The following is a 21064-nucleotide window of genomic DNA, read 5'->3' as shown; positions in this document are numbered from 1 at the left end:
CACCGGATCCCGCGCGGACCCTCCGCGCGCCCCGGACAGCAGGTCATGATGCATCATCCACGACGGTGAAGAGGGTCGATACGCCAAGCCCGCCCGCGGTGGCCATCATGGCCACGGCCGTTCCCCCCTCCCCGGCGCTCCGCTGCCGCACCAGCTGGCTGTAGACCCGGGTGACCAGGACCGCCCCGCTCGCCCCGTAGGGGTGGCCGAGCGCGATCGCGCCGCCGTTCCGGTTGACGCGATCGGGGTCGATCCCCAGCAGGTCCAGGCAGGCCAGGGTCTGCGAGGCGAACGCCTCGTTGAACTCCACCACGTCCACCCGGTCCAGTTCCACTCCTGGCTGGCGCGCCAGCAGCCTGCGGGTGGAGGCGACCGCGCCCACCCCGAGCAGGTTCGGATCCACCCCCGCCGCGGCGCCGTCGACGAAGGCCAGCACGCGCCGGTGGCCGAGGGCCCGGGCCCGCTCCATGCTCGTGACCAGCACCATGGCGGCACCGTCGTTGAGCGGGCACGAGTTGCCCGCCGTGACCGTTCCCCCCTCCACGAAGGCGGGACGCAGGCGGGCGAGCCGTTCCGGGCTGGAGCGCGGACGCGGGCACTCGTCCCGCTCCACCCGGGGGCCGAACTCTCCGAGGGTGGTGATCTCGTCGGCGAAGAGCCCCTCCTCTTGTGCCTGGACGGCGAGCCTGTGGCTCCTGGCGGCGAAGGCGTCCTGCCGTTCACGGCTGACGCCGTAGACCCGGGCGACGTTCTCGGCGGCCTCCCCCATGCCCGGGTCGCCCACGGAGTCGGGCGAGAACCTGGCCTTGTCGTAGAAGACGGGCATCCCCGTCCGGCCCGATGGCCGCCGGACCCGCCAGGGCGCCGTACTGACGCTCTCCACGCCGCCGGCGAGCACCACCTCGGCCGCCCCCGCCTGCACCAGGCGGCACGCCTGGTTGATCGCCTCCAGCCCGGCCCCGCACTGCCGGTCGACGGTCACCGCGGGCACAGAGAAGGGGAGGCCGGCGGTGAGCGCTGCCACCCGGGCGACGTTTCCGCCCGGCCCCGCGGCGTTGCCGGCGACCACCTCGTCCACCTGGTCCGCGGCGACGCCACCGTCGCGCAGAACCGCCGCGATCACCCCGGCGAGCAGGAACTCGGCGCCGACGTCCCGGAAGCAGCCGCCCGCCCGGCCGATCGCGGTCCTCCTGGCCGCCACGATGACGGGGGTTGTGGCGGGGTCACGGGATCCGTTGGACTCGATCATCCCTACCGGCCTCGATCCACTCGGTGAGCGTTCTCTTGCTGATCTTTCCGCTGGAGGTCAACGGCCACTGGTCGACGCTGTAGAACTCCCTCGGCACCTTGTGCCGGGGCAGGTGCCGCTCGACGTGTCGTCGCAGCTCCTCCTCTGCGAGGTGCCCGGCCTCGGACCGGCGCAGGACCGCGACCAGCCGGGTGCCCAGGTGGGGGTCTGGCAGGCCCAGCACCTGGACCTCGGACAGGGGGCGCGCCTCGCGGAGGGCGCCCTCGACCTCGGCGGGGTAGACGTTGTGCCCTCCGGAGATGAGCATCTCGCCCTCGCGGCCGATGATGTGCAGTGCCCCGCCCCGGAGGTAGCCCTGGTCGCCGACCGTGCACCAGGCGCCGTCCCGCCGAAACCCCGTCCCGTCGCCGGGGCCGAGATACCCCTCGGAGACGAGGTCGCTGCGCACGAACACCGTTCCGCGCTCTCCCTCGCCCAGCTCCGCCCCGTCGGGGGAGCGGACGCTCACCTCGACGCCGGGAAACGGTTCCCCGACGTAGGAGGCGAAGTCGTGGAGGTCCGGGAGGGGGGCGGACAGATCGGTCGTCGCGGTGGAGACGAAGTTGAGTTCCGACGCGCCGTAGTACTCGACCAGGAGGGCGCGGGGGGCGACGCGCGCCAGCGACGCCATCACGGAGCGGTCGAGTTTGGCGCCGCTGCTCACCAGGGTGCGCAAGCCCTCCAACGCCCCCGGGGAGCCGGCCGCCACGGCGAGGGCGCGCAGCATGGTCGGAACCCCCAGGAACCTGGTCGCCCCCCGATCGGTGACACCGCTGACGCAGTCGCGGGCGCGGAACCTGCGGGCCGAGACCAGGGTGCCGCCCGAGTACAGCGACTCGGCCAGGCCATAAAGGCTCAGCCCGTGGGCGAGCGGTCCGGGGGCCAGTGTCGTCTCGCCCGGCCCGGCGCGGAGCAACCGGGCGCTCGCCGACAGGCTCCCCCGCCATGAGCGCCGAGTGCGGGCGAACGCCTTGGGCGCGCTGGTGGTCCCCGATGTGAAGCCGATGAGGAGGATCTGGTCGTCGTCGCGGTCCGCCAGTACCCGGCTCGCCGACGCCGCGTCCGTCCGCGAGGTCCACACGTCGAGGCGGTCGGTGCCCGGCGCCTCGACGCCCGCGGTCACGACCACGCGGCAGCGTCGGGCCTCGGCCAGGCCGGCCACGTCGGCCGAGTCGGTGACGAGGACGTCCGGCCCGAGCGTCGCCAGTACCGCGGCCGTCCGCCGCGACGGCCACGACGGGTCGAGTACGGCCGTCGCGCAGGTGGAGGCGGTGGCGCCGACGAAGGCCCGGACGAAGGACGTCGAGTTGCGCAGGGACAGCGCGACCACCCCTTGGGGCGGGCGGCCGGGCAGCAGCGCCCGCGTCCCTACGGAGAGGGCGTTGAGGCGGTGGGCGAACCCCAGCGCGCTGTCGGCGAGCTCGGCGAAGCCGACCGTCTCCCCGTCGATCTCGAAGGCGGGCCGCCCGGGCTGAGAGCGGGCGTGTCCGAGGATCTCCTCGATGATCGGCACGGCGCCTCAGGCCCCCAGGAGCCGGCGGTAACTGCGGTGGACGTTCACCGCGATCAGGGTCGCCACGACGACCTTGACGAGGTCGCCCGGCAGGAAGGCGAGCGAGCCGATCGCGGAGGTGGCGAGGGGCAGACCGGTGACCACGGCGGTCCAGGGAACACCGAAGAGGTAGATCACCAGCACACCACCGGTGAACACGCTGGCGCCGACCGCGAGGTAGCGCACCGCCTGGCGCTCGAACCTGATCGCCCAGTACTTCACCAGCAGGCCGATGACGATCGCCGCGGGGATCCAGCCGATCAGGTAGCCGCCGGTGGGGCCGAGCAGGACCCCCATGCCGCCCCGGCCGCCCGCCAGGATCGGCATCCCCGCGATGGACAGCACCACGACGACCGTGGCCGCCAGCCCGCCGCGCAGCGGGCCGAGCAGCGCGCCGGCGAGCATCACCCCGAGGGTCTGCACGGTGATCGGCACGGGAAGGATCCCGATGGCGATGGCGGGCACGAGGCCGAGGGCGGCGATCAGCGCCGCGAAGACCGCGGTGAGGACCGTGCTCTGCGTGGTGTCCGTTCTCTGCTGGGACATGGGAACCTCAGATCGGGTCGGAGCCGTTGGGAGCACGGAGGGCCCGCCGGGGGCCGTCCCGTTCTGTTCCTCGTTCGGCGGAGTCGTAGCATCGGGCGTCGATCGCCGAGGCGACCTCCGAGGCCGACTCCAGCGTCCTGACGATCAGGGGTACGAGCACGGCCATGGGGCTGTTGCCCAGGCCCCTGGCGTGCTGCGCCTCCCTGATCTCGAAGTACTTCGTGCGGATCTCGGGGATGAACCGCAGCGTCATCGACAGCGCGAGACTGACCTGCGCGGGGTTGAGTCCGACGTGGCGGAAGGGGCGCAGCAGGCGCTCGAACAGGTCCAGGGTCTCGCTGAAACCGGTGGTCAGGGTGACCGTGTAGGCCAGCACGCACAGGGTCAGCAGGCGCAGGGTCGCGGTGACCGCCTCGGAGGGCGACATGGCCAGGGCCATGGTCACGAAGACGACCGCGGCGATGATGAGCAGGCCGCTCATCGCACGCAGCAGCCGTGCCGCGCCCACCCGGGCGAATCCGGCGATCACCAGTGCGGCGGCGAGCGCGGCGAGCTGCGCTCCCGTGTCCCGCAGCAGGTAGACGCCGATGCCGGCCACGAAGAGGAAGGCGAACTTGTACCCGGCGGGGACGCGGGCGAGGGGGCCGTTCTTCGTGGAGCCGCCGATCATCGGCACAGGTCCTCGTAGAAGGAGATGGCCGAGGGCGGGTCGCCGTCGAAGACGAGCGCGCCCTCGTGCAAGACGATGGCCCTGTCGTAGCCGGTGATCAGGTCCAGGTCGTGGGTGACGACGATGGCCCGCTGGGTCAGCGCGTCGATCCGCTGCTGGAGCCGGCGCTTGTTCCTGAGGTCCAGCATCGTGGACGGTTCGTCGAAGACGATCGTCTCCGGTTCCATGACGAGCACGGAGGCCAGCGCGACCATCTGCTTCTCCCCGCCGCTGAGCGCGTAGGACTCGCGGTCGGCCAGGTGGGACAGTTCCAGCTCGGCGAGGGCCTTCTCGACCGCCACCGCGGTCTCGGCCCTGCCCAGCCCCAGGTTCTTCAGGCCGAACGCGATGTCCTCCGAGACCACCGGCATGACGATCTGGTTCTCGGGGTTCTGGAAGACGAAGCCGACCTTGCGCCGCACCTTCTTGGCGTGCTTGTCGGTCGGGTAGCCGTCCACGGTGACGGTTCCCCGGGTCGGCAGGACCAGGGCGTTGAGCAGGCGTACCAGGGTGCTCTTGCCCGAACCGTTGAGCCCGATCACCGCGATCCGGTGTTCGTCGAGGCTCAGGTCGACGTCCTTGAGGACCGTCTTGCCGTCACGCTCGACGGTGACCTCGGAAAGGCGGATCCGCGCGTTCGCGTCGCTCATCAGGCGTCCACGCGCAGGGAGTCGGCGACGTCCGGGGGCACCCTCAGGGCCGTCCTGTCCGGCGACACCCGCACCCAGGTGATGGTGATCTTGGCGGCGACGGCGGGCTCGCCGTCCCCTTCCGGTTCCCGCAGGACGGTGACGTCGAAGGTGAGCCGGGGACCGGCGACCCGGACGTCGCGGACGCGGCAGGCGACGGTGTCGCCGAATCTCAACGGCCGCCGGTATTCGACCGACAATTCCTTGACGAGGAATATCAGGTCGCCGACTCCCGGCCGGGTCCGCTCGGCCAGTCCCCGTTCGGCGAGGAAGTCGTTCACCGCGTTCTCGGCGTAGACGGCATAACGCGAATTGTGCACGTTGCCGTGCATGTCGACGTCGGAGAAAGGGACCCGCATCAGACGGCACACCACCGGGGAACGCGGTGGCGTCCGTTCCCCTCGGACAGGCGCCCCCTGGAGTCGGGACGTTCTCGGCACGGAACTTTCATACAGGGGAGACCTTCACCAAAGAGGGGCGGCGTTGTGATCGGATGTCCGGGAAGGCGTTCCCCGCACACCCCGGGAGGCGTGGACGTGTGACGGCTCGACAGGCAACGAGAGCATAATTCATCCGCCTGGATACCACCATGGCCCGTGGCCTGGGAATTCCGAAATGGATCTCTATCCGTTCGGATACCGCACCGCTGGATAATCCACCGGACGCGACCGGTTCCCTTTCCGCCGCCGACGGCGACGGGACCGTGAGCGGAAAAGGGCGGCATCCCCGCGCCAGGCGGACGGTTCCGGCCTCGCGCGTCCGGCCCGCTCGATCGCGGCGGACATCGACGTCAGGTCCTCGCCGACCGCGCACCCCGCGGTCCCCGCATTCGCGGCCGGCTCATCCCGCCCGGCCACTCCCCGCGGCCCGCCCCCTCACCGGGCCGCCGTACTCCCGCGGCTCATCACGCCGGTCACACGAGTGACACCATGACGCGGTTGCCGCAACCGGACCTCCCCGACCTCCGGCAACAAGACCTTCGCGTTCCCCACCGGGAACACGACGGCGTGGGCGGGAGACGAGCGGACGGCGACCCGTCACGGCCGTGGATGACACGAGAACGGCTCTTCCAGACCGCCATGGCCGATCGACCGCCGAAGCCACTCCCATCAACCGGGCGGAGCTGGATCACCTTGGGGAAACGGTCGGAGGCCGACGCAGTTCACGGGACGGTCTCACCCTCGTCCTACGGCCCACCGCCTCGCGCGCCCGGACCGTGGCCCTCGCCATGGAGATGAAGCGCGGTATCAGAGGATGTCCGCCGCGCTTGGGATAGACCAGATTAAGCGGGACACGCGGAGCGTCCGGAATCTCAAGGAAAGAAACGCAGGAGTTGATGTGCTGTTGCCCGACGAGTTCCGGGGCCACTCCCACCCCTTTGCCGGACGCTACCGCGACCAGCCATTCGTCGAAATTCCGGCAGGTAACGTCACCACAGTCGATACCGGCGAACGGGGGTCCCCGTCGCTCCGGTGCACACGCGCGCCGCGATCCCACCGCGAAGCGGCCGCTCCAGGTCCCCGGCACCGACCGCCCCTGCCAGGCTCCCCCGGTCTCAGGAACGGCTGCGGTCCGGCTCGATCCGGGCCGATGGACGCACCGCCTGGACGCGCGCGACGATCAGGGCCAGCACCAGCGTCGCGAACGCGACCCCAAGCGCCCAGCCGGGAAGCGCACCGGCGGCTGTCCCATGGTCCAGCAGCAGCCCTCCCAGGGCCGCGCCGGCCGCCGATCCCAGGTACATGGCGGCCATCTGGAACGCGATGATCGCCATGGCCTGCTGCTGACGGCCCTGGACGAGCAGATGTTGGAGGACGGGCACACTCGCCCACCCCGCGGCCCCCCACAAGGCGACCGCGACGATCCAGACGAGGACGTGGTCCAGGAACGCCAGGGCGCCCAGGGCCACGGTCAGGGCCACAACGACGACGGGGAACAGTCGCCGGGACCCCAGGGCGTCCACGGGACGGCCGATCAGGGCCGAGCCGGCCACACCTCCGATGCCCCACACCCACACCAGGGTGAACGCCATCGAGGCCAGACCGCGGTCGTCGGCCATGGGGACCAGGTAGGTGTACAGGCCCAGGCTCGCCACCCCGAGGAGGAAGGCCAGGATCACTCCCGCGGTGATCACGGGAGCCGTGAGCAGCCGCAGGTTCTCACCGACCTTCGCCACCAGAATGGTCGGGTAGGGTCCTCGCCGGGCCAGGACCGCGGCCATGCTGATGATCCCGATCGCCACGACCAGGCCCATCGTCCAACGCCACCCGGCCCACTGGCCGATGAGCATGCCGAGGGGCACCCCCGCCACGGTGCCCGTTGAAAGTCCGAAGGTCACCAGGGCCATGGCCCGGCCGCGCTCGTGTTCGGCCACCATGGCGGCGGCCGTGGCGGTCGCCACCGCGGTCAGGATCCCGGCGCCGACGCCGGCCAGCACCCGCGACCCGAGGAACACCATGATCTCGGGGGCCAGCGCGGTGATGAGGTTGCCGAGGTTGAACAGTCCCAGCGAGACGATCAGGGCGCGCTTGGTGGAGCCCGCGACGAGCGGGCCCGACAGCAGCGGGCCGGCAAAGGCGTAGGCCCCGGTGAAGGCGGTGACGCCCAGGCCGATGGCGGCCACCGACACCGCGAGCGAGTCCGCGACCTGGGGAAGGACACCGGCCAGTACGTAGGCGTCGATACCGAGCGAGATGGCCGCGGCGACCAGCGGCCAGAGTCGCAGGATCACTGCTCCACTCCCGATCCGCGCGTCTCGTCGTCGGACTCCTCGGCCCGTGCGGACTTGTAGCCGGACAGGACGGTGTCGATCAGCCCGGGAAAGCGGAGGTCCAGGTCCTCGGCCCGCAGGCTGATCATGCATTTACGTCCCTCGGCCCGCACGAAGGCGACGCCGGACTCACGCAGCAGGCTGGTGTGGTGGGTCAGGGTCGATCTGGGCAGATCGGGGCCGAGTTCGATGCTGTCCAGCTCTCCTTCCTCGGCGAGTTTGCGGACCATCTCCAAACGCAACGGCTCGCTCAGCGCGAACAGGACACGCGGCAGCGAGATCTCCCCGGTCTCAGGATGGACGTACGTGCGTACAGCGGCCATAGTCACCCCTCTCTCACAATTGTGCGACTATTGCCGCACGATCATAGTGCGAAAATATTCGCACAATCAATGGTTCCGCTCCCTGACGCGCCGGGCTGTGACCGGAGAAAGGCCGCGAGGGAGCCGAAGGAGGGGGAAGGGCCGGCCGGCGACCTGTCCACGGCCATGGCCGCGTTGCCCGTTGTGGACACATCAACCGAGGTCAGCGCTTCTTCGCCCACCCGAGCGGGCGCCCCTCCCGCCATCCGTCCTCCGCGGTCCGGATCGCTTCGGCCCGGACTGACCGACTTCGGCCACGGCCCCGTGGGCCAGGCACCGGGTCGTGGGGCGGACGTGGGGCTCCCCGGATCGAGGACCGCTCCCGGGCCGGTGGCCCATGAGGGAAGCGGGGCCCCGGCGCGTTGCGCGTCGAGGCCCCGGGAGGCCCGATCACCACGGCCGGCCTGATGGGACTGCGCCACCCCATCGGGCTGAGGCGCCAGCTCCGCCTTCCCCGGGACGACGCGGCCCCTCCTCACAGTTGGCGGCCCACACCCCGTGGAGTCACAGATCGAGCGTGATGTCGTAGGCGGCCAGCCAGGAGTTGAGCCCCAAGGCCATCTCCAGACCGGAACGGTCGTACTGGGCGCTCACCTCGCCGAGCGGGCTCGCCAGGAGGTTCTTCACCGCCACTTGGTCGAGCAGGGGCAGAACCGGCGACGAGGAATCGTCGAGCACCTCGGCGAGAGCCGTACGCAACCCCCGCTCGTAAGCCGGATCCTGGGTGGTGGGATAGGGGCTTTTGACCCGCTGCACGATCGACTCCGGCAACAGGTCCTTTGTGGCCGCGCGCAGGAGGCTCTTCTCCCGCCCGTCGAAGGACTTCATCTCCCAGGGCGCGTTGAACACGTACTCGACCAGGCGATGGTCGCAGAAGGGCACGCGCACTTCGAGCCCGACGGCCATGCTCATCCGGTCCTTGCGATCGAGCAACGTCTGCACGAACCGCGTCAGGTTGACATAGCTCATCTGCCGCATGCGGCGGTTGGTGCCGTCCTCCCCCGCGAGCACCGGCGTCTCGGAGATGGCCTGTGCGTAACTGTCCCTCAGGAACTCCGGCATCTCCAGCTTCCGTAGCAAGGCGGGATCGAAAAGCGACTTGCCGTCGAAGTACTTCCCCGTGGCGGACGTCAGCCAGGGGAAGGTCTCGGCCTCGACCGCCTCGGGGTCGAAGAACCAGCGGTACCCGCCAAAGACCTCGTCCGCCGACTCGCCGGACAGGGCCACCGTCGATTGTTCACGTACGGACTGGAACAGACGGTAGAGGGAGGGCCACATATCCCCCCAGTAGGCGGGCGGCAGGTCGAGGGCGCGGAGCACCCTGTCACGCAGGGAGGGGTCCGCCAGTTCGGCGCTGTCCATCACGATCTCGCTGTGGTCAGCGCCGATCCGGTCGACGAGATCACGGACGAACGGGGCGTCCGAGGAGCCTCTGACCGGGTCGGCGACGAACTCCACGCCGTGGTCGGCGAAGTCGACGGAGAAGGAGCGCACCGCCCCTTCGCCTCTCGCGCTCAGCTTCTGGGAGGCCAAAGCGGTGATGACGGAGGAATCGAGACCGCCCGAGAGCAGAGAGCACAGGGGGACGTCGGAAACGGTCTGACGCTCGACGATGTCGTCGAGCAGCGCTCGTACGGTCTCGATCGTCGTCTTCAGGTCGTCGGGGTGCTCCCGCGCTTCGAGGGCCCAGTATGTACGCCTGCTCAAGCCCTCTCGACGCACGCGCACCAACTGTCCCGGACGCACCTCGTACATCCCGGCGAAGACACCGCTCCCCGGCGTCTTCACCATTTCCAGGACCTCCCGGAGCCCTTCGGGGCCGACCCTGCGGGGCACAGCGGGGTGCGCGAGTATCGCCTTGGGTTCGGAGCCGAAGACGACGCCGTTCGCGGTCGGGAAGTAGTACAGCGGTTTGACGCCCATACGGTCGCGGATCAGCACGAGAGTCTGGGCCCGTTCGTCCCACACCGCGAAGGCGTACATGCCGTTGAGGTGGTCGACGACCCCTTCTCCCCATTCGAGGTAACCGCGCAGAACGACTTCCGTGTCACTGTGCGTTCTGAAGGTGTGTCCGCGTCCCTTGAGTTCGCGGCGCAGCTCCTGGAAGTTGTACACCTCTCCGCTGTAGGTGAGGCAGGCCAGGACCCTGCCCCCCTCCTCGGCCACCATGGGCTGCCGGCCGCCCTCCAAGTCGATGATGGAGAGCCTGCGGTGGCCGAGAGCGACGTGCTCACCCGTCCACATGCCCTCTGCATCGGGGCCTCGGCAGGCCATGGTCCTGGTGACGGCCTCAAGCGTGGCTGTGTCCCGGCGGACGTCACAGTTGAAATCCACCCATCCGGCGATTCCGCACATGGTCGGCTCCTTGGTCCGGTGTCATCGGAGTTCTGGGTCTGTGAAAGAGCGGAACGCAGGCGAGATATTCACCCGAGACGCTCCCAATCGACTTCTTCCAGGACGGTCCTGCCATTGGGAAAATAGCTGACGGGACCTGTCACATAGGCGCGGGCCTCCATTTCGTTCAGGAGGCGCTGCAGGGCGAAGGCGTCGCTTAATCCGGCGAAAGGAATGTTGGGATCTCGGCCACTGGCGACATATCGTGTGACGTCATCGACCATCCTGCCGAGCTTGACGACCGTCTCGGACCCCTTGGGGACGGCACGCAGTCCGGTATCCAGTTCGTGGACGACCACGTCTCCCGCACCGGTGCGCCGCCAGACTCGCAACCGGTCGGCATCCCACACAGGGGTGTCGTATACGGCGTTCGCGTAGAGCAGATCACCTGAGCGATCACGGAACACGAAATCGATCTCGCGCTTACGGGTGATGTTGACAAAACTGCTGTAGCCACTTACCACGCCGCTGCCGAGTCGGGCGGAAATCGCCACACTATCGAGCACGTCGTGACCCGATACAGAGAAATCCGACCGTACCCCGAGAACGGTTTCCAGGGACATCGGTGTCCCTGCTCCACAGATCCATTGGAGCAGATCGAGCGGATGTATGATCTCGCTCGACACCCCACTGGTGGGACGGTGATCGTTAATACGGTCCTTGCCCCAGGTGAAGTGGGCGCGGACAAGTGTCAATCCGTCCTCGCGGACGAGATCGCGGAGGAGCATGGTCGTTTCCGCGTAACGTTCCACCAGGTCCATACAGAACCCTGAGACCTTCCTGAGAGCGGACTCCACAGGAGTGAGGTCATCACCGGAGGTGACCAGCGGCTTCTCCGCCAACACGAAACCGTCGAATCCCGAGAGCGCCCGCAATACTTCCGCGTGCGCCAGATCGGGCACCGTGACCACGGCGACGTCCGGGCGGAAGTCCTCAAGCGCTTCGTCGATGAATCGGTAGTACGGGATGGGCACGTCCTGGCGGGTACGTCCGACGTAGGAGAACTCCACCGGAGTTCCCGTGTTCTCGAAAGCCTTTTTGAATCGCCGGCCCGCGTATCCGAGGCCGATGATGAGAACCTTTGCCACTCAACAACCTCTCACGTCCAGATAGAGCAGATCCTCACCGGTCGGCGCGAACCCCAGGGATCGGTACAGCGGAGCACCATCTCGCGTGGTCTGGAGGACGACGCTCTCGGCTCCGGCCTCGCGGAGCCAGCACAGCGCGTCGTCCATCACTCTTCTGCCGAGCCCCTGGCGGCGGGCCGACGGATCGACCACGACCGTCTGCACCCAGCCCACCCGCCCACTGGGGCAACGGGCGGTGGGAGCCCGATGGTCGACAACAGCGATCGCGCAGGCGAGGAGGCTCCCAGGGGAGCCGATGACGCTCACCCGCACCGTGGGCACGCTGCCGGCCGTCACCGGTTCAAGCCACTTCCGGTAGGCCTGCCTCCACACTTCTTCGTCTTCTGGAGTGCGCGCCGTGTACGGACCTTCGCCCGTACTGAGCAGATACGCGCGCAGCCGCACGAGTTCGTCGATGTCATCTGCTGTCGCATGCCGCGGCAGCGGGTATCCATTGCCCCTCACGGCGGTCACTTTAGGCATTACCGAGCAGAAGCAGAAATGCCACACGAAGCGCATCTATGCATGCGATAAATAAATGCAGTTCAAGCTTCGCCGCTTCTTCCCAGAGTTACGTTTCCCCACTTCCGGCAACGGCGCCGAGATCGCCGGGCCGTACGGACCCTCATGGACGCACACGCCACCTCATGGTTTCTCATCTTCAATCTTCGGCGCCCGATGGGGTTACAACAGAATCCGCGGAACCGCCGGAGAAGCAGGCACAGGGAAATGGCAGGTCCTCGTTGACCTGGATTCTTCGCCCGGCCTTCCGATGTTCATCGGAACTTACCCTCTCCCCTCCCGGGCCTCTGGGACCGTTCTCGACTCCCGTCGGCCGCCCACATCGGCGACCTCCAAGCTCCTCTCACCCCGCCTGCACGCACCAGAGAAATCCTCTCTTTCACCAGGAGTCGGTTCCGGCCACCGGAACACAGACCGGTTGCGTCTCACCGTCGGGACGGAAAAACGATCCGCACGCCCCCTTCGGAGGCATACGTTTTCCGCTCACTCACGCTGATTCACCCTCGGGTAAACCAACAGACCCGCACTGTTCGCACGCCTCCCCCAGCTCCTAAGAAAGACCTGCATGCCGTCGACCCGCTACAGCTGGAGTTATGCGGATAGTCCATGACCGCTCTCGGTTTGCATTTCCCAGGAGTCAACAGCTCACCTACATTCATTCCGGCAGAACGCGCGACGGAGATTGGAGTTACCGTGTTCGGCTATGTAGATTTCTTTTCCGAGGAGATAGCCAAGCTCAAGCGACAGGGCGGATACCGCACTTTCCTGGAGATCGAGCGCCAGGCGGGCCGCTTCCCCTCCGCCCGAACCTCTGACCTGGGCCGGGAACGGCACATCAGCGTGTGGTGCAGTAATGACTACCTGGGCATGGGACAGCACCCCGCGGTCCTGACTGCGATGAAACAGGCCATCGACGAGGCCGGCGCCGGCAGTGGTGGATCACGCAACATATCGGGCAACAACCGTTACCACGTGGAGCTGGAACGGGAACTGGCCGACCTCCACGGGATGGAGTCGGCCCTGGTCTTCCCTTCCGGCTATGCCGCGAACGACGCCGCGTTGACCGTCCTCGCGGGCCGACTGCCGAAGTGCGTGGTCTTCTCGGATGAGCTCAACCACGCTTCGATGATCGCCGGTATCCGGCACAGCAAGGCGGAGAAACATGTCTTCCGGCACAATGACGTCGACCACCTGGAAGAACTGCTCGCCGGAACCGATCCCGCGCTTCCCAAGCTGATAGCGCTGGAGAGCATCTACTCCATGGAAAGCGACGTCGCTCCGCTGGCGCGGGTGGCCGAACTCGCGGAACGGTACGGCGCCTTCACCTATCTCGACGAGGTGCACGCCGTGGGGATGTACGGTCCACGGGGAGCGGGCAAGGCCGCCGAGCAGGGACTCGCCGGGCGTTTCGACGTCATCCAGGGAACCCTGGCGAAGGCGTTCGGCACCGCCGGTGGATACATCGCGGGACCCGATTCCGTCATCGACGCCGTTCGCAGTTTCGCCTCCGCCTTCATCTTCACCACCTCTCTCCCGCCGGCCGTCGCCGCGGGGGCACTGGCCGCGGTCCGGCATCTCAAGCGCTCCGACCACGAACGCAGATCGCTCCAGGAGCGCGCGGCCCTCCTACAGGGGTTGCTGCGGGAGCGGGCGATCCCGGTCGTGTCGGAGGCCGCGCACATCATCCCCGTCCTGGTGGGGGATTCGCTCAAGTGCCGCCAGGTGGCCGCCGAGTTGCTGGACCGACACGGGTTCTACGTCCAGCCGATCAACGCACCGAGTGTTCCCGTCGGAACCGAACGACTGCGGGTGACCCCCACGCCCCTGCACAGCGACCGTGAGGTGCTCGCGTTCGCCGACGCCTTGGACTCTGCCTGGGAGAACGCGGGCCTTCCGCGCGCCCTCGCCCAGGCCGCGCTTTAAGCACTGGCCCGGCCCTGTCTTCCCCAAGGGAGGTATCCCACCATGAGCAAGGACGTCGTCGTTGTAGCGGACCCGCTGCCCGAATCCGTGTTGGAGCCGTTGGGCGACTTCGAGGTTCGGTTCTGTGAGGGCAGTAACCCCTCCGCGCTGAAAAACGCGCTCCCCGACGCCAGCGCCCTCCTCGTCCGGAGCGGAACGCAGGTGGACCGCGGTGTTCTCGCCGCCGCCCCGAATCTGCGGATCATCGCCCGGGCGGGAGTCGGAGTGGACAACATCGACGTGGAGGCGGCGACGCGGGCGGGGGTCCTCGTCGCCAACGCGCCTCGGTCCAATGTGCTGAGCGTCGCCGAGCTCACCATCGGACTGATCCTCACCGGGCTGCGTCACGTTGTTCCCCGCGAACGCGGCCCTGCGGGCCGGCCAGTGGAACCGGAGCCGGTATCAGGGACGGGAGCTCGCCGGAAGCACGGTGGGGCTCATCGGGCTCGGACATGTCGGCACGCTCGTCGCGGAGCGCCTGCAGCCCTTCAATGTCAGCCTTCTCGCCTACGACCCCTTCGTATCGTCCGCGCACGCCGCCAGCGTTGGGGCGCACCTGACCGATCTGGACAGCCTCATGGCGCGCAGTGACATCGTCTCGGTCCACGTTCCCAGAACCCCGGAGACGAGAGGTCTGATCGGAGGACGCGAACTCCAGTTGGCGAAGCCCTCCCTGTTGCTGGTGAACACCGCGAGGGGCGGAATCATCGATGAGGGCGCCCTGAACACCGCTTTGAAGGAAGGCAGTATCGCGGGCGCCGCACTCGACGTGTTCGAGATCGAACCAGCCGTCGGCAACCCGCTGCTCAACCACGAGTCCGTCCTGGCGACGCCTCATTTGGGGGCCAGCACCCGTGAGGCGCAAGAGAGGGCGGGCCGAGAAGCCGTGGCCGCCGTCGTCCAGGCGCTGACGAACCAGCCGGTGCCCTCCGCGATCAATCCGTCCCTACGCCCCGGGTAGCCGTCCGGGGGCGGCGCGCCAGATCGAGGGGGCCGTGGCGGGCCGCGTCGACCGGGTACGTCCCCACGCTTGCCCGATCGCTCCACCGGTGCTCGACCCGGGTGGCCCCCAGCAGAAGGGCGTGAACCCGAGGGGCTGTGGTCGGGCTCCGTGAAACCCGCGGGGCCTCGCCCCCGTCACCGCCCGCAAGATCTCGCGGGCACGGTCCGGACCGGCCGGACGTGTCCCTCCTGGGCTGCTCCCCGACAGTGGGAGCGGTTCCGGCGAGCACGGTTCCCGCCGCCGGGGCGCCCGCCTCGCAGAGCCCACTGACGGGGACGGCCGAGTGATCACTCGGCCGTCCCCGTGCGCACCCGTCGACCGTCCTACTCGGCCGCGCGCCGCGAAGCGGCGTCGCCGGTGGCCGCGACCCCGATGGGGCAGCTCTGTCCCGTGCCGCCGACCCCGCAGTAGCCGTTGGGGTTCTTGGCGTCGGACAGGTACTGCTGGTGGTAGTCCTCGGCGAAGTAGAACGGGCCCGCCGCGGTGATCTCGGTGGTGATGGATCCGTACCCGGCGCGGGTCAGGACCGGCTGGAAGGCGTCACGGCTGGATTCGGCCGCCTCGCGCTGCTCCTCGGAGTGGTAGAAGATCGCCGACCGGTACTGGGTGCCCACATCGTTGCCCTGGCGCATGCCCTGGGTGGGGTCGTGGCCCTCCCAGAAGACCTTGAGCAGGTCGGCGTAGGAGATACGGGCCGGGTCGAACACGACGCGCACCGCCTCGGTGTGGCCGGTCAGCCCGCTGCACACCTCCTCGTAGGTGGGGTTGGGCGTGAAACCGCCCTGGTAGCCCACCGCCGTGGTGATGATGCCGTGGTCGGCACCGATCCGCCAGAAGGTGCGCTCGACCCCCCAGAAGCAGCCCATGCCGAACTCGGCGATCTGCGCGCCGGGCGGGTAGGGCGGGGCGAGCGGGGTGCCGAGCACCTCGTGACGGCCGGGGACCGGCATCGGGGTGTCCCGTCCGGGGAGCGCGTCCGCGGCGGTGACCATCGTCGTCTTCCTGAAGCCGAACATGTCTCCAGGCTATCCACGGCGCACCGGGGTTCCCAGTCCGTCCCCCGGGGGTGGGGACAGGTCCACCCCCGATCCGGTGGCTGGCCGTCGTGTCCTCCGCCCGCCTCCCGTCTACCTTCGTGACCAGGGGGAATCCGTGGAGACGGCCCAGGGCCGGGAAGGGGGAGACATGGGATGGCGCGTGCGGAGCACGATGCCGGCCGTCCTCGTCACGGCCGTCGTCCTCGCGTCGGTCACCGCGGGCCCCGCCGCGGCACTCGCCGACCTGCCGCAACGGCCGCGACCGCTCACGGCCGCGGAGGTGGGCGGGTTCCTGGACACCCGCGTGCCGCGCCTGCTCGCCGAGCACGACGTTCCGGGGGCCGCCGTCGTGGTGGTCACCCGCGAGGGCCAGCTCCTCACCCGCGGCTACGGTCAGGCGGACGTCTCGGCGGGTACGCCGGTCGATCCGGAACGGACCGCGTTCCCCCTGGACTCGGTGGTCAAATCGGTCACCGCGACGGCCGTCATGCAGCTGGTGGAACGCGGGCGGCTCGACCTGGACGCCGACGTCAACGACGTCCTCACCGAACTCCACGTCCCCGACACCCATCCCGGCCGGCCGGTGACGCCGCACCACCTGCTCACCCACACCGCGGGTTTCGAGGACACGCTCACGGGGGCGATGCCCGCGGACCCCTCCGGCGAGGTCCCGCTCCCCGACTACCTGCGCTCGCGTCTGCCCGCTCGAACCCACCCGCCCGGCGAGGTCGCGGCCTACTCCAACTACGGTTACGCGCTGGCCGGCCACCTCGTCGAGGCGGCGTCGGGGCTGTCCTACGAGGACTACGTCGCCCGGCACGTGTTCGCCCCGCTGGGGATGGCGCAGGCGGAGGTCGGCCGCCCCGCCGAGGTGGCGGACCGGCTCGACCTGGCCCGCTCCTACGCCCCCGGCCCCGGCGGCTGGGTGGAGGTCGGCCGCGGGGGCGACAACGTGGTGCCGGCCGGTGGCGGTTACGCGACCGTGGAGGCGGTGGGCCGGCTGTTGCGGGCCCACCTGGGCGACGGGGAGCTCGACGGTCGGCGCGTCCTGTCCGAGACGAGCGCGCGGGCGATGCGGGAGGCCCGGTTCACCCACCATCCCGCCCTCCCCGGCGTCGGATACGGGTTCGAGCAGCTGCGCGGCGGCACCGAGCCGATGGTCGGGCACCGCGGCGACGGGCCGGGGTCGCACGGGCTGTTCGCCCTGTTCCCCGAGAGCGGCGTGGGCCTCTACGCGGTGCAGAACGGGGACGGTGCCGCGGAGGGGGACCGTACCGTCCGCGACGTCGTGGTCGCGGAGTTCGCCGAACGCTTCCTGCCCGGACGGCCGCCGGGAGACGCCCCCGGGCCCGCCGGCGACACGACCGGCGTGGCCGGGGTCTATGTGACCGCGCGGATCGGCGAGGGCAGGGTGGCGCGGGCGGCCGGCCTGCTGGACCACCGCGTGGTGGCCGCCGGGACGGGCGGAGGGCTCGTGGTGGACGGCGTGGCCTGGCGTCCGGCCGGCGGGGACGTCTTCCGTTCCCGGGAGAGCGGTGAGCTGCTGACCCTGGTGCGTGACGGCTCCGGCGCGGTGATCGGTCTGGGGTACGGGGCGGCCCCCTCGACCACCTACCTGAGGGTGCCCTGGCAGGTGGCTCCGCCGACGCTTCTCGTCGCGGCGGCCGCCGGGCTGCTGGCGCTCGCCAGCGTGGCGCTGTGGCCCCTCCACGCCCTGCGGGGAAGGGGGCGCGACCGTCGTGGGAGCGGGGACGGCCGGGCGGCGACGCTCACCGCGGTGTCCGCGGCCCTCACGGCGCTGGCGGGGGTGCTGTCCGTCGCCCTCCTGGGCGCCTTTCCCGCGGGTTGGAGCCTGGTGACGCGGCTGGTCATGTCGGGCTCGCCGCTGCCCGCGCTCCCGTTGACGGCGGTGGCGGTGCTGGGGTGGGTGATGGCCGCGTTCGCGGTCACGGCCTGGTGGCGGAGGCGGTGGTCGCGGCTCCAGCGGTTCCACTACGCCCTTATGGCCGTGGGAGCCCTGCTGGTGGCGCTGGTGGGCTGGGAGGCCGGACTGGTGTGGCGTCCTCTGGGCTGATCCGGATGGGGCGGCCGCATCCTGCCCCGCTAAACAGAACAGTTAAGTTTTTTTCATTATTCACTTGTGAATAATTCCAATACTCTGAAACACGTGTCCGAGATAAACCGTGGTGCCCTGTTTGGTGTTGGCGCCTACCTCCTGTGGGGGCTTGTCCCCCTCTACTGGCAGTTACTCGTCCCGTCCTCCTCGCTGGAGATCCTCGCCCACCGGATGGTGTGGTCATTGGCGGTGGTCCTGGCGATCCTGTTGGTACGGCGGCACTGGAGGTGGATGGCCGAGGTCGTCCGCAGCCCGCGACGGTTGGCGCTGATCGCCTGCGCCGCGTTCATGATCTCCATCAACTGGGGTCTGTTCATCTTCACCGTGAACTCCGGGCACACCCTTCAGGCCGCACTCGGCTACTTCATCAACCCCCTGGTCAGCATCGCCCTGGGGGTCCTGGTGTTCTCCGAACGGCTCCGCCGCGCCCAATGGGCCGCCGTGGCCCTGGGAGTGGTCGCCGTCGTCGTGCTCGCCTTCGATTACGGGCAGCCGCCCTGGCTGGCCCTGGGGATGGCGTTCTCCTTCGCCGCCTACGGCCTGGTGAAGAAGTTCGTGCGGCTGGACGGTCTGGAGAGCCTCACGATGGAGACGCTGGTGCTCTTCCTGCCCGCGCTGGGCTACGTCCTGGCCCTCCAGTTCACCGGCGACGCCGCGTTCGGCCACGTCTCCGTCGCGCACACCGCGCTGATGGTGGGGTCGGGCCTGGTCACCGCGGTCCCGCTGCTGCTGTTCGGGTTCGCCGCCTTCCGCATCCCCTTGAGCATGGTCGGTCTGCTCCAGTTCATCGCCCCGGTGCTGCAGTTCCTGTTGGGCTGGCTGGTGTTCGGGGAGGAGATGCCCGCCGGACGCTGGATCGGGTTCGCGATCGTGTGGGCCGCGCTGGTGGTGTTCGCGGTCGACATGGTGCGGACCACACGGCGCGCCTCCCGCGGGCGCGCGGCCGTCGCGGCTGAGGGACGGCCCGAGCGTGCCGCGACGGGGCGGGGCTGAACGCGGCGGTCACGAGGGGGGCGGGGGGACATCGCCGCGCCGGGGGTCGCCTCGGTCGAGGTCTCCCGGCCCCAGGTCGTCCCAGCCCCGGTCGGTGCGGGGCCCCGGCTTCCCGGTGGCCTGCTCCCGCTCCTCGCCGTGCAGCCCCTCCGTGCCGCTGGCCCCACCCCGAGGCTCGTCGTCCTCCATGTCGACCAGTGTGTCCCCCTGGAACTCCCCCTCGTGGGTCCCGGCGACGGTGTACTCCTCGTAGATGAGGATTCCGTCCTCGCCGACGTCGACCTCCTCGGCGCCCTGGGCGACGTCGACGCGCGCGTCCTCGGGGATCATGTACCCCTCGGGCACCTCGTCGGGGTCCCCGTCGGGCGCGGGGTCGAGCGTGTCCCGCTCGTCCGGGCGCTGACCGGGGACGGCGGGACGGATTCCGTAGTGCCGGTAGACGAGGTGCTCCTGCTCGGCGGAGATGTGCCGATCGGCACCGAACTCGGGGGCGGTCGTGATGGTCTCCCTGTCGAAGGGGACCTGGACGTCCTCCCCCGCCATGCGGGCGACGCCGATGGGGACCAGGGACTCGTGCCGGCCGAGCGGCCCCGTGCGCACGGCCGCCCAGACGGGCGTGTCGGTCTCGTCGTCGAAGTAGACCTGGCCGATCCGGCCCACGCTGTCACCGTTCTCGTCCAGCAGCCTGTGGCCGGTCAGGTGCTGTGTCCGCGGTCTCGCTGTCACGGTGCTTTCCTCTCCCAGGGGCGGGGTGTCGGTCGGCGGTCCCAGGGCCCGTGACCTTCTTCCAGAACCGCACGAGACTGGCAGTACCCGACCTTTCTCCGCGAAATAGCCCTTATTAGGGGAGCGATACCGAGAAAGGGGCACGGCGTGACCCCCACACCGCCGAGAACACGGAACGCGGCCGGAGGAGCACGCTCCGCCGGCCGCGTCCACGGGAAGGACGGTGATCAGCCGCTGCGCTCCACGACGTAGTCGCACAGCGCCTCGAACGCCCTGCGCGCCGGGACATCCGGCAACGTCGCCAGCTCGGCGCGGGCCTTGTCCGCCCACGCCCGAAGGTCCGCGTAGGCCATCTCCATCGCCGGGTGGGCCCGCAGGAGCTCCAGCGCCTCGGCGGTCTCCGCGTCGTCGAGCGGGCGGCCCAGCAGCGAACGCAACCGCGCGTGCTCGGGCTCGGAGCCGCGCAGCGCGTGGAACATCGGCAGGGTCAGCACGCCCTCGTGCAGGTCGGTCCCCGGCGTCTTGCCCGACTCGCCCGGGTGGCTGGCGACGTCGAGGATGTCGTCGGAGAGCTGGAAGGCCATGCCCAGCGCGTCACAGGCCCGCGTGATCGTCTCCACGATCTGCGGGTCGGCCTTGCCGAAGGTCGCGCCGAACTGGGCGGAGGAGGCGATCAGCGACGCGGTCTTGTCGGCGATGACCTGGAGGTAGTGCTGGAGCGGGTCGACGCCCTCGGCCGGTCCGGACGTCTCCAGGATCTGCCCCTGCACCAGCCGGCCGAACGTCCTGGCCTGCAACCGCACCGCGTCGGCCCCCAGGTCGGCCAGCATCTCCGAGGCGCGGGCGAAGACGTAGTCGCCGACGAGGATCGCGATCTTGTTGCCCCAGCGCTGGTTGGCGCTGACCTCGCCGCGGCGCATCGTCGCCTCGTCCATCACGTCGTCGTGGTAGAGCGTCGCGACATGGGTGAGCTCGACCACGGCGGCGGCCGGGACCAGCTCGGGGGCCTTCGGGTTACCGAAGTACGCCGCCAGCAACACCAGGGTGGCCCGGAACCGCTTGCCCCCTGCCGACAACAGATGTGACGCGGCCTCCGTGAGCAACGGATCGCTGGCGGTGACGGTCTCGTGCAGCACTTCCTCGACACGGTCGAGAGCCGCCTGAACCTCCCGAGCAAGGGCCTCGTCGATACTCGGCAGAGCGAGGAAACCGCTCGGGACAGCACCGCTCACCTGAAAGCTCCACACGTCAGCAGGGCGCGCGATATC

Annotated in this window: 18 protein-coding genes and 1 pseudogene; 5 read left to right on the top strand and 14 right to left on the bottom strand. The window is 69.5% G+C overall.

The genetic code is table 11. From position 1 onward, the window contains the following. Positions 1-43: 43 nt before the first annotated feature. From ACYVHU_RS16560 to ACYVHU_RS16510, 11 genes are all read right to left on the bottom strand, one after another. The gene (locus ACYVHU_RS16560; protein WP_078763217.1) at positions 44-1249 is read right to left on the bottom strand and encodes a thiolase family protein; all 1206 of its coding nucleotides are present in this window, start codon (positions 1247-1249) and stop codon (positions 44-46) included. Continuing rightward, positions 1224-2801, bottom strand: coding sequence for a class I adenylate-forming enzyme family protein (locus tag ACYVHU_RS16555; RefSeq protein ID WP_498948954.1), 1578 nt, complete (start codon positions 2799-2801; stop codon positions 1224-1226). Before ACYVHU_RS16555 ends, ACYVHU_RS16560 begins: the two co-directional genes overlap by 26 nt. A 6-nt stretch (positions 2802-2807) precedes the next feature. After that, positions 2808-3386: a biotin transporter BioY gene (locus ACYVHU_RS16550; protein WP_078763215.1), complete on the bottom strand. Its 579-nt coding sequence runs from the start codon at positions 3384-3386 to the stop codon at positions 2808-2810. 7 nt (positions 3387-3393) lie between these two features. After that, the gene (locus ACYVHU_RS16545; RefSeq protein WP_498948952.1) at positions 3394-4056 is read right to left on the bottom strand and encodes an energy-coupling factor transporter transmembrane component T family protein; all 663 of its coding nucleotides are present in this window, start codon (positions 4054-4056) and stop codon (positions 3394-3396) included. Beyond that, on the bottom strand, positions 4053-4745 hold the full coding sequence (locus ACYVHU_RS16540) for an energy-coupling factor ABC transporter ATP-binding protein (RefSeq protein WP_498948951.1): 693 nt from the start codon (positions 4743-4745) through the stop codon (positions 4053-4055). Before ACYVHU_RS16540 ends, ACYVHU_RS16545 begins: the two co-directional genes overlap by 4 nt. Further along, positions 4745-5143 carry an acyl-CoA thioesterase gene (locus ACYVHU_RS16535; protein WP_498948950.1) on the bottom strand — a complete coding sequence of 133 codons (399 nt, stop codon included), beginning with the start codon at positions 5141-5143 and terminating at the stop codon, positions 4745-4747. Before ACYVHU_RS16535 ends, ACYVHU_RS16540 begins: the two co-directional genes overlap by 1 nt. 1196 nt (positions 5144-6339) lie before the next feature. Then, positions 6340-7515, bottom strand: coding sequence for an MFS transporter (locus ACYVHU_RS16530; RefSeq protein WP_078763209.1), 1176 nt, complete (start codon positions 7513-7515; stop codon positions 6340-6342). Beyond that, the gene (locus ACYVHU_RS16525; RefSeq protein ID WP_078763208.1) at positions 7512-7877 is read right to left on the bottom strand and encodes an ArsR/SmtB family transcription factor; all 366 of its coding nucleotides are present in this window, start codon (positions 7875-7877) and stop codon (positions 7512-7514) included. Before ACYVHU_RS16525 ends, ACYVHU_RS16530 begins: the two co-directional genes overlap by 4 nt. Before the next feature lie 543 nt (positions 7878-8420). Next, positions 8421-10271 carry an asparagine synthase (glutamine-hydrolyzing) gene (asnB, locus tag ACYVHU_RS16520; RefSeq protein ID WP_078763207.1) on the bottom strand — a complete coding sequence of 617 codons (1851 nt, stop codon included), beginning with the start codon at positions 10269-10271 and terminating at the stop codon, positions 8421-8423. Positions 10272-10339: 68 nt separating this feature from the next. After that, positions 10340-11398: a Gfo/Idh/MocA family protein gene (locus ACYVHU_RS16515; protein WP_432937146.1), complete on the bottom strand. Its 1059-nt coding sequence runs from the start codon at positions 11396-11398 to the stop codon at positions 10340-10342. After that, a complete protein-coding gene (locus ACYVHU_RS16510; protein WP_498948990.1) occupies positions 11399-11920 on the bottom strand; it encodes a GNAT family N-acetyltransferase in 522 nt (173 codons plus the stop codon). A gap of 732 nt (positions 11921-12652) precedes the next feature. Between ACYVHU_RS16510 and hemA the strand changes: the two genes are divergently transcribed. From hemA to ACYVHU_RS16495, 3 genes and pseudogenes are all read left to right on the top strand, one after another. After that, on the top strand, positions 12653-13882 hold the full coding sequence (gene hemA, locus ACYVHU_RS16505) for a 5-aminolevulinate synthase (protein ID WP_200813714.1): 1230 nt from the start codon (positions 12653-12655) through the stop codon (positions 13880-13882). 42 nt (positions 13883-13924) lie between these two features. Next, a pseudogene (locus ACYVHU_RS16500) lies at positions 13925-14314 on the top strand (Rossmann-fold NAD(P)-binding domain-containing protein); the annotation flags it as partial. Continuing rightward, the gene (locus ACYVHU_RS16495; protein ID WP_498948948.1) at positions 14271-14882 is read left to right on the top strand and encodes a Rossmann-fold NAD(P)-binding domain-containing protein; all 612 of its coding nucleotides are present in this window, start codon (positions 14271-14273) and stop codon (positions 14880-14882) included. The pseudogene ACYVHU_RS16500 and the gene ACYVHU_RS16495, both read left to right, overlap by 44 nt. A 365-nt stretch (positions 14883-15247) precedes the next feature. On the opposite strand, the gene msrA is transcribed toward ACYVHU_RS16495, so the two are convergent. Then, positions 15248-15940 carry a peptide-methionine (S)-S-oxide reductase MsrA gene (gene msrA / locus ACYVHU_RS16490; RefSeq protein WP_078763202.1) on the bottom strand — a complete coding sequence of 231 codons (693 nt, stop codon included), beginning with the start codon at positions 15938-15940 and terminating at the stop codon, positions 15248-15250. A gap of 169 nt (positions 15941-16109) precedes the next feature. Here msrA and ACYVHU_RS16485 point away from each other — a divergent pair, with 169 nt between their 5' ends. After that, on the top strand, positions 16110-18035 hold the full coding sequence (locus ACYVHU_RS16485; protein WP_498948946.1) for a serine hydrolase domain-containing protein: 1926 nt from the start codon (positions 16110-16112) through the stop codon (positions 18033-18035). A 93-nt stretch (positions 18036-18128) separates the two neighbouring features. Beyond that, positions 18129-19070, top strand: coding sequence for an EamA family transporter RarD (gene rarD, locus ACYVHU_RS16480; RefSeq protein ID WP_078763200.1), 942 nt, complete (start codon positions 18129-18131; stop codon positions 19068-19070). Between the two features lie 9 nt (positions 19071-19079). Here the strand turns inward: rarD and ACYVHU_RS16475 are convergent, their stop codons facing one another. Together ACYVHU_RS16475 and ACYVHU_RS16470 are read right to left on the bottom strand one after the other, a co-directional pair. Further along, a complete protein-coding gene (locus ACYVHU_RS16475; RefSeq protein WP_498948945.1) occupies positions 19080-19796 on the bottom strand; it encodes a PRC-barrel domain-containing protein in 717 nt (238 codons plus the stop codon). 227 nt (positions 19797-20023) lie between these two features. Beyond that, complete coding sequence (locus ACYVHU_RS16470; protein WP_078763198.1) at positions 20024-21028, bottom strand: polyprenyl synthetase family protein; 1005 nt, start codon at positions 21026-21028, stop codon at positions 20024-20026. Between the last annotated feature and the right edge of the window lie 36 nt (positions 21029-21064).

The organism is Marinactinospora endophytica, from assembly GCF_054780875.1.
This window is presented reverse-complemented; position numbering and strand designations above follow the sequence as displayed.